This window comes from Arthrobacter sp. KUASC02, from assembly GCF_059739395.1.
Genome location: NZ_AP046053.1, coordinates 3,475,145 through 3,489,269, shown reverse-complemented (window position 1 = coordinate 3,489,269; position 14,125 = coordinate 3,475,145). Strand labels below are relative to the sequence as shown.

The window sequence follows — 14,125 nt, the reverse complement described above, 5'->3', positions numbered from 1 at the left end:
CACGCCATGTTCTATGCCCTGTAGAAGTCAGGGCCCTCAAGACGCTCCACAGAAGGTCTAACCGTGCATCACTTGCTCCTCGCCCTCGCGACAACTCCGGCGCCCAGCCCCACGCCGTCCCTGCGCCCGGGCCTCTCCGAAGACCAGGTGACGCCGGGCATGTGGGGCTTCATCATGACCGCGTTCTTCGTCCTGGCCACCACGCTGCTGATCGTGGACATGGTGCGGCGCATCCGCCGGGTCCGCTACCGGGCCCAGGTGGAGGAGGAGCGCCTGGCTGCACTGGCCGCCGGAGAGCAGGACACGCCTGAGGCTCCTGGAACGGACGCACCGCGAAGCGACGCCGCCGGCACGGGCGATGCTGCCGGCACGCGCGGGGGGCCGCTGGACGGCGCCGATCTCCGGACGGAACACAACGGTGATGAAGGCCGCGGACAACGCTGACGGCGCGGCCGGCGACGCCCGGCCCGGTGCCGCCAATGCGCTGGCCGGCGAACCTTCCGCCTACCTGAGGCAACACGCCGGCAATCCTGTTCACTGGCGGCCCTTCGGCGATGAAGCGTTCGGCTTTGCCGCCCAACGAGACGTTCCCGTGTTCCTGTCCATCGGCTACGCCGCGTGCCACTGGTGCCACGTGATGGCCCATGAGTCCTTCGAAGACCAGGAAACAGCGGACTTCCTCAACGCCAACTTCGTGGCCATCAAGGTGGACAGGGAAGAACGCCCGGACGTGGACGCCGTCTACATGGCCGCAACCCAGGCAATCAGCGGTGAAGGCGGCTGGCCGATGTCCGTCTTCCTGACCCCGGACGGACGCGCGTTCCACGCCGGAACGTATTTCCCGCCCCGGCCCATGCCCGGCCGGCCTTCTTTCCGCCAGGTCCTCGAGGCGGTCCGCGAAGCCTGGCTGGAGCGTCGCGAGGCCGTCGAACAGAACGCCGAGACGCTGGCCCGGGGAATGGCGGAAACGCAGCTTGCCGCCGCCGTCCAACTGACCGGAGCGCCGGACCCTGTGGACGCCGGGCTGCTCTCCGAGGCGGTCCGCGTCCTGGCCCGCTCTGAAGACACGCACGACGGCGGATTCGGCACCGCCCCGAAATTCCCGCCGTCGCCCGTGCTGGAATTCCTGGTCCGGCACGCCGCGGTGGCGTCCGACACCGCCGATGCCGCGAGGGACATGGCGGGCCGGACGCTGGCAGCGATGTCCCGGTCCGCCCTGTTCGACCAGCTGGACGGCGGCTTTGCCCGCTACTCCGTGACGCGCGACTGGTCCGTGCCGCACTTCGAAAAAATGCTCTACGACAACGCCCAGCTGTTGCGTGCCTACGTTCACTGGGTCCGGCTCGGAGGCGACGCGGTGTACACGGCGGAGGAGGCCGCGGACGCCGCAGCGCGCACCGCGGACTGGATGATCGCGTCGCTGGGCCTCGCCGGTACTGGAGACGGCCCTGGAGGGGGTTCAGGGCAGGCTGAGGCGTTTGCTTCATCGCTGGATGCGGACACCGTGGTGGACGGCCAACACCTCGAAGGCGCCAGCTACCTCTGGACCCCGGCGGAACTGCTGGAGATCCTGGGACCGGACGACGGTCCCGTTGTGGCGCGGCTGATGAACGTCGCACCCGAGGGCACCGTGACGAAGGCAGCTTCGCCGCTGCATCCCGGCCGCAGGCTCGACGGCGCGGAGCACCTCGTGTGGGCCCGTGCCCGGCCGCGGCTGCTGGCTGCCCGATCGGGCCGCCCCCAGCCCGCCAGGGACGACAAAGTGGTGGCCGGCTGGAACGGCCTGGCCGTCGCCGCGCTCGCTGAAGCGGGGGCAGTCCTCGGCCGGCCCGACTTCACGGCTGCTGCAACGCGAACGGCCGCCTACCTCGAACGGATCCACTGGACGGACGGCACCCTGGTGCGGGTGTCGCACGCCGAAGAGGCCCGCGGGATCGGCGGCCTGCTCGAAGACTATGCCTTCTGCGTGGACGGATTCCTGACCCTCTACGGCGTCACGGGAGATGCCCGGTGGTACCTGCTGGCCCAGGACATCCTGTTGGCTGCCTGCCTGCGGTTCGCCGCGGACGGAACCCTGGTGGACACTGCCAGTGAATCGTCCCAGGTGTTCAACGCGCAGGGGCAGCGCGCCGGCCTGGAGCCCTTCGACAACGCCACGCCGAGCGGTGCGGCAGCGTTCGCAGGCGCCCTGCTGAGCTATGCAGCGCTGTCCGGTTCCAGTGACCACCGGATCATGGCCGGCAATATCCTGTCGCTGCTGCCCCCGCTGGCAACCCGGGCGCCCCGGGCGGCAGGCTGGCTGCTGGCCACGGCGCAGGCTGCGCTGGCCGGACCAGTGGAGGCCGCCGTCGTCGGGCCTGACGGTCCGGCTCGTGCGGAACTCCACCACGCGCTGCTGCTGTCGCCCAGTCCGGGGCTGGTGGTAGCGCTGGCGTCCGACGCCGGGATCCCGGCTGCTGTTGGTGGCGCGGGCGCTGGAGGCGCGGGTAGTAGTGGCGCGCCCGCCGTGCCGCTGCTGGAAGGCCGGACAGCGGCGCCTGACGGCTCAGCGCAGGCGTTCCTCTGCCGCGGGATGGTGTGCGAACGACCGGTGGGTTCCGTGGCCGAACTGCTGGAGCGACTGGCGACGATGACCCGATGACTTCTTCGCCGCCCCCGGAGTCCGGGGCTCCCGGGAGCCGGCGCCCCTTTGACCTGGTCATTTTCGATTGTGACGGTGTCCTGGTGGACTCCGAGTCCATCGCCATCAGGGTGGACCAGCGCGTCCTCGCGGATCTCGGCTGGGAGCTTGGCCTCGAGGAGATCGTGGAGCGCTTCGTGGGCAGGTCCGAGGCACACTTCGTGGCGGAGACGGAGCGGCACCTGGGCATCAGGCTGGACGCTGACTGGGAGCAGAAGTACCAGCACTGGTACCGGACGGCCTTCGAACGGGACCTGGCGGCCGTTGACGGCATCGAGGACGCCCTGGCACAGCTGCGGCTCCCGCACTGCGTCGCCTCCAGCGGCACGCACGCCAAGATGCAGCGGACGCTCGGACAGACGGGGCTGCTGCCGGCGTTTGAAGGACGGATCTTCAGCGCCTCGGAGGTTGAACGGGGCAAGCCGGCCCCGGATCTGTTCCTTCATGCTGCCCGGATGCTCGGTGCGGAACCGGCCGGATGCGCCGTGGTGGAGGACAGCCTCTACGGAGTCCAGGCTGCCCGGGCCGCCGGAATGCACGTCTTCGCCTTTGGCGGGGGAGTGACGCCGGCGGCCCGGCTGGCGGGCCCGGGCACCACGGTGTTCCGGCACATGAGGGAGCTTCCGGACCTCATCTCCGCGGGCAGGCCCTAGGCAGGCCTGCCGAGCACCGCGATGGCGATGGCGATGAAGTGCGCGGCAAAAGCGAACACGGTGAAAGCATGGAACAGCTCATGGAAGCCAAAGTGCTGGTAGCTGAAGTTCGGCTTCTTGAGGGCGTAGAAGACGGCTCCGGCGATGTACAGGGCGCCACCAACGCAGATCAGGACTGCCGAGGCGATACTGGCTGCGAAAAAGTCCGGCAGGTAGAACAGGGAGCCGCAGCCCAGGGCGATGTAGATGGGCACGTAGAGCCATCGCGGAGCATCGGTCCAGAGCAGCCGGAAGAGCACCCCCAGGATCGCGCCGGACCAGATGACCCACAGCAGCAGCACAGCCTTGGGCCGTTCCAGCAGCGCCCATGCCAGCGGCGTGTAACTGCCGGCGATGACCAGCATGATGTTGGTGTGGTCGAGGCGCTTCAGGACGATCTTGACTCCCGGTGACCAGTTCCCGCGGTGGTACACGGCGCTGATGCCGAAGAGCAGCACACCGGTCACTGCGTAGACGGCGGAAGCAATCTTCAGGTCGGTGGTGGGGGCCAGCAGGATTAGGACCAGCCCGGCGGCAAAGGCCAGCGGAGCAGTGACGGTATGGATCCAGCCGCGCCATTTGGGCTTGATCGTCAGGAGCTCCGCGATGCGGACTGCAGCCTCGTCCATCGGCCCCGATTTCCGGCCGCGGCCTGCTCCCGCATCCGGTTGGGGAGTTTTGCTTTCCATGGCTCAAGAATAAACTACGTTCCAGTAAGTTACTTGTGAGTAACTATTGGGTCTGCTGGATTGGAAAGCCCTCGTGCACCGCGCTGCTGTTGCGGGCGGGTAGCCTAGGAATGCACTGCCGTCGTACATCAAGGAAGTCAGGTGAGTCTCCGGATGGAGTTGCCCGGGATCCTCTATGGCTTCTACGAGCGCAAGCTCCTGCGCTCGCTGGACAAGGACCGCATCCCCAAACACATCGGCGTGATGGTGGACGGCAACCGCCGGTGGGCCAAACAGTTCAACGCGCCCACCAGCCAGGGGCACCAGGCGGGCGCGGACAAAATTCATGAGTTCCTCGGCTGGTGCCAGGAACTCGGCGTCAAAGTGGTCACGCTGTACATGCTCTCCACCGACAACATGAGCCGCTCCGGCGAGGAGCTGGACCTGCTGATGGGCATCATCGCCAACACCCTGGACCGGCTGGACGAGGACGAGGACATCTCCGTGCACGCCATGGGTGCTCCGGAGCTGCTTCCCGATTACCTGGCCGAACGGCTCAACAATCTCACGGCGCGCACGCCGGCTCATGAAAAGCTCCACGTCAACGTGGCTGTGGGCTACGGCGGACGCCGTGAGATCGTGGACGCGGTCCGGGAGCTCCTCCACGATGCCGTGGCCCGGGGCAAGGACATCGGCAAGCTGGCGGACGACCTCACGGTCGATGACATTTCGCGCTTCCTGTATACCCGCGGGCAGCCCGACCCGGACCTGGTGATCCGTACGTCGGGGGAGCAGCGGCTGTCCGGTTTCCTCATGTGGCAGAGCGCCTACAGCGAGTTCTACTTCTGCGAGGCGCTCTGGCCCGCCTTCCGCAAGGTGGACTTCCTCCGGGCCTTGCGCGACTACGCCGGCCGGCAGCGGCGCTTCGGCTCCTGAAGCCGGCTCCTGAAGCCTGGCGGCCGGCAGCCCGGTACGGCGCCCGCTCATGGCCGGTTCACGCGGAATTCACGTGATCGCAACAAGAATCGCCGCGAAATAGTTTGGGAAACAAAGCGGCGGGGAATTACGTTGAATCCATTAGCAGGCACACTGCCCGCTAATCGGGGAGGCCAGTACATGGAGCGAACTTTCGCACCGGATGTATGGGAGGCCGGAACCGGCCTCGTGGCCGCTCCGCCTCACCTATAAATTATCCGGGCGTGCGCCCCGGGGCTGGAGTCGATGTGGCTATTTCTGAACAACTGCCCGACGTCATTTCCGACCAGGGAGAGAAAGCTACCTCTCGCACCGCGCGAGCCACCTCACAGACCGGAGCAGCGAGCTATGACGCTGCGGCCGGTCTTGCTGTATCCGGCAGCAGTGCTGCGGCGGATGACACCTTGTGGAGCTTTGTCATCGACACCTCGGTGTTGCTCTCGGACCCCCGCGCCCTGCTGCGGTTCGCGGAGCACGAAGTCATTGTGCCGATCGTGGTCATCACGGAGCTTGAGGGCAAGAGGCACGACCCCGAACTGGGCTACTTCGCCCGCAAGGCCCTCCGGCTCCTCGACGACCTCCGGGTCCAGCACGGCGGACTTGACCGGCCCATCCCGCTGGGCGAAGACGGCGGCACGCTGATGGTGGAAATGAACCATATCTCCACGGAGGTGCTCCCTGCCGGATTCCGTGGCGGGGACAACGACAGCCGCATCCTCGCCGTCGCCAAGAACCTCGCCAACGAAGGCCGGAACGTCACGGTGGTGTCCAAGGACCTGCCGATGCGCGTCAAGGCATCCGCCATGGGGCTCCTCGCCGACGAGTACCGCAACGAACTCGTGAAGGACTCCGGCTGGACCGGCGTGGCGGAAGTCGAGGCCAGCGAGGAGGACGTCTCCACCCTCTATGGCCACGAGCCCGTCTTTATCCCGGCCGCGGCAGAGATGCCCGTCAACACCGGACTGGTGCTGCTCTCAAACCGGGGCTCAGCCCTGGGACGTGTGGGCGCAGACAAGCAGGTCCGGCTGGTCAAGGGGGACCGCGACGTCTTCGGACTCCACGGACGTTCCGCGGAGCAGCGGCTGGCCATCGACATGCTGATGGATCCGTCCGTAGGCATCGTGTCGATCGGCGGCCGGGCCGGTACCGGCAAGTCGGCGCTGGCTCTCTGCGCCGGCCTCGAAGCCGTCCTGGAACGCCGCGAACACCGCAAGGTGATCGTCTTCCGGCCGCTCTACGCGGTGGGCGGGCAGGAGCTCGGCTACCTGCCGGGATCCGAAGCGGAGAAAATGAACCCCTGGGCGCAGGCCGTCTTTGACACCCTCGGAGCCCTGGTCAGCCAGGAGGTCGTCGAGGAAGTCATGGACCGCGGGATGCTCGAAGTCATGCCGCTGACCCATATCCGCGGCCGCTCGCTCCACGATGCGTTCGTGATCGTCGATGAGGCGCAGTCCCTGGAAAAGAACGTCCTCCTGACGGTGATGAGCCGGATCGGCCAGAACTCGAAGATCGTCCTGACCCACGATGTCGCCCAGCGCGACAACCTCCGGGTGGGCCGTCACGACGGAGTTGCGGCCGTCGTCGAAACCCTCAAGGGGCACCCGCTCTTCGGGCACATCACCCTCACCCGCTCGGAGCGCTCGCCGATCGCGGCACTCGTCACGGAACTGCTGGAAGGGGCGGAAATCTAGGCTCCCAGTTGGTTGCGCCGTGGCCGGGTTCGCCCGGCCACGGCCCTTCGCCGTCGCTTAGACACGTCGCATAGGGACCCGCTGCGGTCGCTGGGCGACCTTCGGGTCCGATGCGCCGCGATGCGCTCCTACGCGAAGGACCGCGACCGGGCTAGTGCGTCGGTCGCCCCACTAGCCCTGAATACCCAGGAACCGGGCCGTGGGTTCGTGGCCTTCTACCTTCAGGGTCCAGTCGGGGCGTTTGAAGGTGGCCGGGGTAACCCGGACCTTCTGGACGTCCTCCACCTTGCCGCCCCAGGAGGCCCGGGTGACGCCGTTCAGTTCGTAGCCGAGGGACCGGGACACGCCGAGGGATTTTTCGTTCCAGGCGGCCGCCTCGGATTCCGCGACGTCCGCTTTCAGGTAGTCGAAGGCATAGCTGACGACCGCGGCCCGCATCTCCTTGCCAAAGCCCTTGCCCTGTGCCGATTTCGTGAGCCAGGAACCGGTGGTGACGGTCTTCAGCGCCGCGAAATCCTTGGCCTCGACGTCCTGGCAGCCAATGAACTCGCCGTCGTGCCAGATGCCGAGCAGGAGCGTCCACTCCTGTGGCGACATGTTCCCCCGGCAGCGCCAGTACCATTGCGCCATGTTGGGGCCCAGCTCCTCTGCAGGGGACTCCGCCCAAGGCCGGCTGAATGGGCTGTGGCCGGGTTCGTGGACGCCATTCAGCGCAGCCTGCACCGCGGCCGGGATGTCCTCGTCACGGATGGGCCGGAGGGCCAGTCGGGGCGTGGTCAGGGTGAGGGCGGACGGGGGCCAGAAGGTGGCGGGCTCAGTCATCAGGGAAGCTTAGCCGGGGGACCCGCGGGCAGCCAGTCACACGCCCCGCGAGATATCCCAGCTGATGTGGCGGCGGACGTCGGTGAGGTTCATGGATTCGGCGAGGAACAGGTCATCAAGCATGTACTCGTCCACGCCGAGGATCCTGAGCCAGTGGCCGGGGGCCGCCGATTCGTTCTCCAGCGAGCGGCTCAACACGCAGACACCGGTGCCGATATCGATCCGGATCAGGTTCCGTCCCGGTCCGCACAGCGGCGCCAACGGGTCCGCCGGCCGGTAGGCGGCATTGGGAGTCACGACGGCTTCCAGGGCGGGGCGGCCCTGGTGGTCCACGGCGGTGATGGGGCCGAGCTCCACGGCGTTGGTGTTCGGGAATTCGATGGGTACGGGGGCATTGCCGGCGAGTTCCACCGGGTCCAAGGCCGCGGCAAAGCGGCCGTTTCCAAAGCACGGTTCGCCGTAGGCGGCCTCCGGGCGGCGCCGGACCAGTCCGCCGTCGTCATACACGGGGGTGACCAGCTGCGGAGGCAGGAGCCACGACTTCCTGGTGGAGCTGACGTAGAAGCCGTCTTTGGAGTCGTTGATGCCCGTGGTGCTGTGCAGCACCACGCCGGCTGCGGATTCAAGGCGGAGGGCGCCGGGCCGCCGCAGCCACGCACGCACGGTGTTGTCCGGGTCCGGGTTTTCGGCGCCCGAATCTGCGGTGTGGGGGGTTGCGGGGGCCGGCGCGGGGCGGTCCACATATTCGAAACGGAGGCTCTGCCACTTCCAGGGAGAGGAACGGCACAGGTTCCGGAACTTTGCGGCCATGTCCGGCGGCCTGGACTGCTGACCGGCTTCCCCCTGGCGCCTCGCGTCCCATGTCGACATATCCACAGTTTACGCGCGGGCTCAGCGGCGGGACGCGAAAATCCAGTAGCATCCGAGGGTGATCCAACGACTGGGCGAACTTTGGGAATCCACCCCGCTGGGGTTCTGGCTGGTCCTGGCGGCCTGTGCCTACTACGGCGTGATGGCGGTGCGGCTGACCGTCATCGACGTCAGGCACCACCTGCTGCCGAACAGGATTGTCTTCCCGTCCTACGCCGTAGGCGGCGTGCTCCTGTTGGCGGCGGTTGTCGCCGTCCTCGCTGCCGGTGCGGACGCCGCGGCAGTACCCGACGGCGCCGCCCCGCTTTTCGGGCTTCCGGGCGGACGCATCCTTGCCGGAGGAGCCGTGCTGTGGCTGTTCTACTTCATCCTGCGGATGGTTTATCCGCCCGGGATGGGATTCGGAGACGTAAAACTCGCAGGCGTGCTGGGCCTGTACCTTGGCTACCTCGGCTGGGGACATGTTTTTGCCGGGACCTTCGCCGCCTTCCTCCTGGGCGGGCTCTGGAGCCTGGGCCTGCTGGCTGCCCGCCGCGGAACCCTCAAATCGGACATCCCTTTCGGCCCGTTCATGCTCGCAGGCACTGCCGCGGCCATGCTGCTGCTGCCTGCGGCCTGAGGGGCTGCGCCAGCGGTGCTGCCGCTAGGCTGAAGGTATGCCAGCACCTGAATTCGTCCTCAAGCTTCGCGAAAAAATCGGCCATGATCCGTTGTGGATTCCTGCGGTTCGCGGGGTGGTCTTCAACGACGACGGCCACGTCCTGCTGGGCCAGCGCTCTGACAACGGACGGTGGGCGCTGATCTCGGGCATGCTGGAACCGGGCGAGCACCCTGCTCCCGGACTCGTGCGGGAGATCTTCGAGGAGACGGCCGTCGTGGCCGAAACGGAGCGCATGGTCTCGGTCGGCGTCGTGGGTCCGGTCACCTTCCCCAACGGCGACGTGTGCGACTTCCTGGATATTGTGTTCCGCTGCCGCCATGTGTCCGGTGAAGCACGCGTGAACGACGACGAGTCCCTGGCCGTCGGCTGGTTTCCGTTGGAGGAACTTCCGGACATCAGGCCCGGTGACCGCGAGTGCATCCGGCGGGCGCTGCTGCCCGAGGACGCCGTCCACTACGAACCCTGAGGGGCTCCCTGCTGCGGGAGCCCCTCAGGGCGGCTTCCTAGACTGAGGCGGACTGGCGTTCGGCCTCGAGGCGTTCTGCTTCCTCGCCACCCACAGCCTCGCCCCGGGCCACCATTCCGGCGGTGTCGGAGAGCGGGATCTGCTTCAGTGTCAGCGCGAGGATCAGCGCAATCCCGAGGAACGGCAGCAGGTACCAGAACACCGGTGCCAGCGAATCAGCGTAGGCGTTCACGATGGCGTCCCGGAGCTGTTCCGGGAGCTGGCTCAGGGCCTGCGGGTCCAGCGTCTGGGTGGACTGCGCTGCCTGGTCGGCGGAGGCGCCTGCCCCGGTGAACGCCTTGGTGAGGGATTCTGCCAGCCGGGACGTGAAGATGGAGCCGAACACGGCCACGCCGAGGGACGCACCCACCTCGCGGAAGTAGTTGTTGGTGCTGGTGGCCGTGCCGATCTGCTCGGCGGGCACCGAGTTCTGCACCACCAGGACGATCACCTGCATGATGGAGCCCAGCCCGGCGCCGAAGACGAACAGCTGGACGCAGATGACCCAGATGGGCGTGTCCGCTGTGAGCGTGGTCAGCCACAGCATGGCGCCCATGGTGAGGGCGGCGCCCAGAATGGGGAACATTTTGTACTTGCCGGTCTTGGAGATCCGGATGCCGGAGTAGATGGCCATGCCCATCAGGCCCGCCATCATGGGCAGCATCAGCAGGCCGGATTCCGCGGCGGAGGTCCCGGAGGACATCTGCAGGAACGTGGGGACGAATGCGATGGCCGCGAACATGCCCAGGCCAAGGGTGAAGCCGATGGCCGTCGAGTTCACGAAGATCCGGTTCTTGAACAGGCCCAGCGGGATGATGGGATCCTCGGCGCGGCGTTCAACCATCACAAAGGCGGCAGCGGCGAGTACCAGCCCGGCGCCGAAGGCCCAGGTCAGCGGCGAATCCCAGCCCTCGTCCTTCTTGCCGCCGAAGTCCGTGAAGAAGATCAGGCAGGTGGTGGCGGCGGAGAGCAGCAGCACGCCCAGGATGTCGATCCGCTTTTCGGCTTTCTTGTTCGGCAGTGTCAGGGTGAACCAGGCAATGGTGAAGGCCGCAACGCCGATGGGGATGTTGATGTAGAAAGCCCATTCCCAGGTGAGGTGGTCCACAAAGTAGCCGCCCAGCAGCGGTCCGGCGACCGCGGAGAGGCCGAAGATGGCGCCCAGCGGGCCCATGTACTTGCCGCGGTCCTTGGCCGGCACGATGTCCGCGATGATGGCCTGCGAGAGGATCATGAGTCCGCCGCCGCCCAGGCCCTGAATGGCGCGGAAGACCACGAAGCCCCAGAAGTCGGTCGCGAAGGCGCAGCCGACGGAAGCGAGGGTGAACAGGGCAATGGCCACGAGGAACAGGTTGCGGCGGCCCAGCACGTCACCGAACTTGCCGTAGATGGGCATGACGATGGTGGTGGCCAGCAGGTAGGCGGTGGTGATCCAGGCCTGGTGTTCCACTCCGCCGAGCTTCCCCACGATGGTGGGCATGGCGGTGGAGACGATGGTCTGGTCAAGGCTGGAAAGCAGCATGCCGGCGATGAGGGCGGAAAAAATGATCCAGATGCGTTTCTGGGTCAGCAGCAGCGGCTCGGCTGCCTTGGGACTGACGGCGGTGCTCATGGGCGTCCTTCTGCGGGTACGGGTTCTTCAAAGGGAAGGGAAAAGAGCTGGCGGGCGGCTGAGACGTTCATCAGCAACAGTTCCTGGTAAGTGCGGGTGTTGCCGTCGGAGAAATAGGCCATGCTGCTCTTGCGGGCGATGTTGCCTAACAGGACGACGGCCATCTGGACCACCGGGTGGCCGGGCTCCACACCTTCGCGGATGGCCAGGACCCGGGCGAACTCCGCCTCACGTTCCTCGGTGGCACCGATGATCCTCAGCATGAGCTGGGGTTCCTTCTTGATGACCCCGATCAGCTGCCGGGTCTCCTCTTCGGAGGCGGCCATGTTTTCGGACAGCTTCAACGAAAGTGCGATGAGGTCCTGGAAGAGCGTGGGGGAGATTTCGCCGGGCGCGGAGGACTCGCCGCCGCGGATGAAGCCCTCGATGACGTCGCCGGGAATTTCGTCGTCCACGTGGCCGAGGATGGCGTCTTCCTTCGTGGGGAAGTAATTGAAGAAGGTGCGGCGGGAAATGTCCGTCTGCTCGCAGACTTCTTCGACGGTGTAGCCGTTGAGCCCGCGTTCGGCGGTCAGCTTGCGCGCGACGGCGGTGATCGCCGCACGCGTTGCCGCGCGCTTGCGTTCGCGGAGCCCGCCGTCGCTTATTGCACTATTATTCACAAAGTAAAGTTTTGCACCAATCAAGAATTAGTGCAATTTTTGCGCGAGCGGACAGTTGGATCCCACCCGGCAGGGGCTGCCTTAAACGCCAGCGGCCGCCCACCTTCGCGATGAAGGTGAGCGGCCGCCGTCGTACTTCAGGAGGCGGTGGGGACTTATGCCTTGTGGGCCGGAGCCGTCATGGTGGTGACGTCCAGCGCCTTGTCGAGATCGGCTTCGGTGACCTTGCCTTCGCCCTCGCCGACGAAGCCAAGCTTCACGGTGGCCTGGCGGACGGTGAGGCCCTCGGCTACCGCGGTCTTGGCGATCTTGGCGGCGTTCTCGTAACCGATGTACTTGTTCAGCGGGGTGACGATGGACGGCGAGGCCTCGGCCAGGAAGCGCGCGCGCTCGACGTTGGCGGTGATGCCGTCGATCATCTTGTCGGCCATGACGCGGCTGGTGTTGGCCAGCAGGCGGACGGATTCGAGCAGGTTGGCAGCCATCACGGGGATGCCGACGTTCAGTTCGAAGGCGCCGTTGGTGCCGGACCAGGCGATGGCGGTGTCGTTGCCGATGACCTGGGCGCAGACCATGATGGACGCCTCGCAGATGACCGGGTTAACCTTGCCCGGCATGATCGAGGAACCCGGCTGCAGGTCCGGGATGGCGATTTCGCCGAGGCCGGTGTTGGGGCCGGAACCCATCCAGCGGAGGTCGTTGTTGATCTTCATGAAGGAGATCGCGATGTTGCGCAGCTGGCTGGAGGCTTCGATGAGGCCGTCGCGGTTGGCCTGGGCCTCGAAGTGGTCACGGGCCTCGGTCAGGGGCAGGCCGGTGTCGGTTGCCAGCAGTTCGATGACGCGCTCCGGGAAACCGGCCGGGGTGTTGATGCCGGTGCCCACAGCGGTTCCGCCGAGGGGAACTTCGGCCACGCGGGGGAGCGAGGCGTTGATGCGTTCGATGCCGTAGCGGACCTGTGCGGCGTAGCCGCCGAACTCCTGGCCCAGGGTCACCGGGGTGGCGTCCATGAGGTGCGTGCGGCCGGACTTGACGACGTCCTTGAACTCCACGGCCTTGCGCTCCAGCGATTCGGCGAGGTAGCCGAGGGCCGGGATGAGGTCGTTGATCAGGGCCGAGGTGGCTGCAACGTGGACCGAGGTGGGGAACACGTCGTTGGAGGACTGCGAGGCGTTGACGTGGTCGTTCGGGTGGACCACCTTGTCGCTGCCGGCGGCCTTCAGGGCGCGGGTGGCAAGTTCGGCGAGGACCTCGTTGGTGTTCATGTTGGAGGACGTGCCGGAACCGGTCTGGAAGACGTCGATGGGGAAGTCGCCGTCGTACTTCCCGGCAGCAACCTCATCGGCGGCGTCCGCGATCGCCTTGGCCAGCTCGCCGTCGAGCACTCCAAGTTCTGCGTTGGCCTGGGCGGCAGCCTTCTTGACCCGTGCGAGGGCTTCGATGTGTGCGCGTTCCAGGGTTTTGCCGGAGATGGGGAAGTTTTCAACTGCACGCTGCGTCTGGGCACGGTACAGGGCGTTCACGGGGACGCGGACTTCGCCCATCGTGTCATGTTCAATGCGGAATTCTTCAGTGGAAGTCATGGGGCTAGCTTAGGGCGATTGGCGGCGTTGGCTGAAACCGTGAAGCGCTTGAGTCGGGCGGCGGGCGGCCGCCCGCGCACCGGCGACCTAGAGTTCGCCGATGCCCGAAACGAGGTCCGCCCGGCCCTCTTTGAGGCTGTAGGAGAGGCCGATCACCGCCGCGCGTCCGGTCTCAATTGCGCTGGAAATCACACGGGAGCTGTCCACGAGGCGGTGTGACGTCTGCTTGACGTGCTCCACCACCATGTCGTTGACCTCGGTTTCGTTGTTGCGCAACGAGGTCAGTACGGACGGCGTGATCCGCTCCACGAGGTCGCGGATGAATCCCACCGGCATTTTGCCTGTCTCAACGGCGTCCTTGGTGGCACTCACGGCGCCACAGCTGTCATGGCCAAGGATCACGATCAGCGGCACACCCAGCACGCCGATGCTGTATTCGAGGGAACCCAGCACGGCGTCGTCGATGACCTGGCCGGCCGTGCGGACAACGAACGCGTCGCCCAGGCCGAGGTCGAAGATGATCTCAGCGGCGAGGCGCGAATCCGAGCAGCCGAAGATCACCGCGAACGGGTGCTGGTTCTCTACCAGCGAGGAACGGCGTGATGCGTCCTGGTTGGGGTGGGAGGATTCTCCGGCGACAAAGCGTTCGTTTCCTTCGCGCAGTCGCCGCCAAGCCAGCGCGGGAGTCAAGTAAGTAGCCACGG

At 66.5% G+C, this 14,125-nt stretch carries 14 protein-coding genes; 7 read left to right on the top strand and 7 right to left on the bottom strand.

Annotated features, from left to right (window positions below; genetic code table 11):
- The first annotated feature begins 63 nt into the window (after nucleotides 1-63).
- Genes AC6JAC_RS15995 through AC6JAC_RS15985 form a run of 3 tightly spaced genes read left to right on the top strand, consistent with a single transcriptional unit; the run spans nucleotide 64 to nucleotide 3,333 of the window.
- The gene (locus AC6JAC_RS15995) at nucleotides 64-444 is read left to right on the top strand and encodes a hypothetical protein (RefSeq protein ID WP_028270453.1); all 381 of its coding nucleotides are present in this window, start codon (nucleotides 64-66) and stop codon (nucleotides 442-444) included.
- On the top strand, nucleotides 422-2,641 hold the full coding sequence (locus AC6JAC_RS15990; protein WP_028270452.1) for a thioredoxin domain-containing protein: 2,220 nt from the start codon (nucleotides 422-424) through the stop codon (nucleotides 2,639-2,641). The genes AC6JAC_RS15995 and AC6JAC_RS15990 overlap by 23 nt, the downstream gene beginning before the upstream one ends.
- Nucleotides 2,638-3,333, top strand: coding sequence for an HAD family hydrolase (locus AC6JAC_RS15985; RefSeq protein ID WP_051628799.1), 696 nt, complete (start codon nucleotides 2,638-2,640; stop codon nucleotides 3,331-3,333). The genes AC6JAC_RS15990 and AC6JAC_RS15985 overlap by 4 nt, the downstream gene beginning before the upstream one ends.
- Here the strand turns inward: AC6JAC_RS15985 and trhA are convergent.
- On the bottom strand, nucleotides 3,330-4,001 hold the full coding sequence (gene trhA / locus AC6JAC_RS15980; protein ID WP_197024919.1) for a PAQR family membrane homeostasis protein TrhA: 672 nt from the start codon (nucleotides 3,999-4,001) through the stop codon (nucleotides 3,330-3,332). The two genes, AC6JAC_RS15985 and trhA, sit on opposite strands and share 4 nt — an antisense overlap.
- Nucleotides 4,002-4,214: 213 nt before the next feature.
- Here trhA and AC6JAC_RS15975 point away from each other — a divergent pair, with 213 nt between their 5' ends.
- On the top strand, nucleotides 4,215-4,976 hold the full coding sequence (locus AC6JAC_RS15975) for an isoprenyl transferase (protein ID WP_043438146.1): 762 nt from the start codon (nucleotides 4,215-4,217) through the stop codon (nucleotides 4,974-4,976).
- A 287-nt stretch (nucleotides 4,977-5,263) separates the two neighbouring features.
- Entirely contained in the window at nucleotides 5,264-6,706 is a 1,443-nt protein-coding gene (gene phoH2, locus AC6JAC_RS15970) for an RNA 5'-3' helicase PhoH2 (RefSeq protein WP_028270448.1), read from the top strand.
- Nucleotides 6,707-6,877: 171 nt separating this feature from the next.
- Here phoH2 and AC6JAC_RS15965 read toward each other — a convergent pair whose 3' ends face one another.
- Nucleotides 6,878-7,528: a GNAT family N-acetyltransferase gene (locus tag AC6JAC_RS15965; RefSeq protein ID WP_497965397.1), complete on the bottom strand. Its 651-nt coding sequence runs from the start codon at nucleotides 7,526-7,528 to the stop codon at nucleotides 6,878-6,880.
- Nucleotides 7,529-7,564: 36 nt separating this feature from the next.
- Nucleotides 7,565-8,398 (bottom strand): hypothetical protein, encoded by an 834-nt coding sequence (locus AC6JAC_RS15960; RefSeq protein ID WP_497965395.1) that lies wholly within the window; start codon nucleotides 8,396-8,398, stop codon nucleotides 7,565-7,567.
- Nucleotides 8,399-8,456: 58 nt separating this feature from the next.
- Between AC6JAC_RS15960 and AC6JAC_RS15955 the strand changes: the two genes are divergently transcribed.
- Together AC6JAC_RS15955 and AC6JAC_RS15950 are read left to right on the top strand one after the other, a co-directional pair.
- A complete protein-coding gene (locus AC6JAC_RS15955) occupies nucleotides 8,457-9,017 on the top strand; it encodes a prepilin peptidase (protein ID WP_028270445.1) in 561 nt (186 codons plus the stop codon).
- A 37-nt stretch (nucleotides 9,018-9,054) separates the two neighbouring features.
- Nucleotides 9,055-9,525: an NUDIX hydrolase gene (locus tag AC6JAC_RS15950; protein WP_028270444.1), complete on the top strand. Its 471-nt coding sequence runs from the start codon at nucleotides 9,055-9,057 to the stop codon at nucleotides 9,523-9,525.
- Nucleotides 9,526-9,562: 37 nt separating this feature from the next.
- Here the strand turns inward: AC6JAC_RS15950 and AC6JAC_RS15945 are convergent, their stop codons facing one another.
- From AC6JAC_RS15945 to AC6JAC_RS15930, 4 genes are all read right to left on the bottom strand, one after another.
- Nucleotides 9,563-11,176, bottom strand: a complete 1,614-nt coding sequence (locus tag AC6JAC_RS15945; protein WP_043438142.1) for an MDR family MFS transporter — start codon at nucleotides 11,174-11,176, stop codon at nucleotides 9,563-9,565.
- A complete protein-coding gene (locus AC6JAC_RS15940) occupies nucleotides 11,173-11,838 on the bottom strand; it encodes a TetR/AcrR family transcriptional regulator (protein ID WP_028270443.1) in 666 nt (221 codons plus the stop codon). The genes AC6JAC_RS15945 and AC6JAC_RS15940 overlap by 4 nt, the downstream gene beginning before the upstream one ends.
- Nucleotides 11,839-11,993: 155 nt before the next feature.
- The gene (locus AC6JAC_RS15935; protein ID WP_028270442.1) at nucleotides 11,994-13,421 is read right to left on the bottom strand and encodes a class II fumarate hydratase; all 1,428 of its coding nucleotides are present in this window, start codon (nucleotides 13,419-13,421) and stop codon (nucleotides 11,994-11,996) included.
- A gap of 87 nt (nucleotides 13,422-13,508) precedes the next feature.
- Nucleotides 13,509-14,123 carry a carbonic anhydrase gene (locus AC6JAC_RS15930; protein WP_028270441.1) on the bottom strand — a complete coding sequence of 205 codons (615 nt, stop codon included), beginning with the start codon at nucleotides 14,121-14,123 and terminating at the stop codon, nucleotides 13,509-13,511.
- Nucleotides 14,124-14,125 lie beyond the last annotated feature (2 nt).

Coding starts and splice junctions, on each gene's coding strand:
- trhA (WP_197024919.1), bottom strand. CDS start 4,001: ATGGACGAGGCTGCAGTCCGCATCGCGGAGCTCCTGACGATCAAGCCC.
- AC6JAC_RS15985 (WP_051628799.1), top strand. CDS start 2,638: ATGACTTCTTCGCCGCCCCCGGAGTCCGGGGCTCCCGGGAGCCGGCGC.
- AC6JAC_RS15975 (WP_043438146.1), top strand. CDS start 4,215: ATGGAGTTGCCCGGGATCCTCTATGGCTTCTACGAGCGCAAGCTCCTG.
- AC6JAC_RS15935 (WP_028270442.1), bottom strand. CDS start 13,421: ATGACTTCCACTGAAGAATTCCGCATTGAACATGACACGATGGGCGAA.
- AC6JAC_RS15965 (WP_497965397.1), bottom strand. CDS start 7,528: ATGACTGAGCCCGCCACCTTCTGGCCCCCGTCCGCCCTCACCCTGACC.
- AC6JAC_RS15950 (WP_028270444.1), top strand. CDS start 9,055: ATGCCAGCACCTGAATTCGTCCTCAAGCTTCGCGAAAAAATCGGCCAT.
- AC6JAC_RS15990 (WP_028270452.1), top strand. CDS start 422: ATGAAGGCCGCGGACAACGCTGACGGCGCGGCCGGCGACGCCCGGCCC.
- AC6JAC_RS15960 (WP_497965395.1), bottom strand. CDS start 8,398: ATGTCGACATGGGACGCGAGGCGCCAGGGGGAAGCCGGTCAGCAGTCC.
- AC6JAC_RS15945 (WP_043438142.1), bottom strand. CDS start 11,176: ATGAGCACCGCCGTCAGTCCCAAGGCAGCCGAGCCGCTGCTGCTGACC.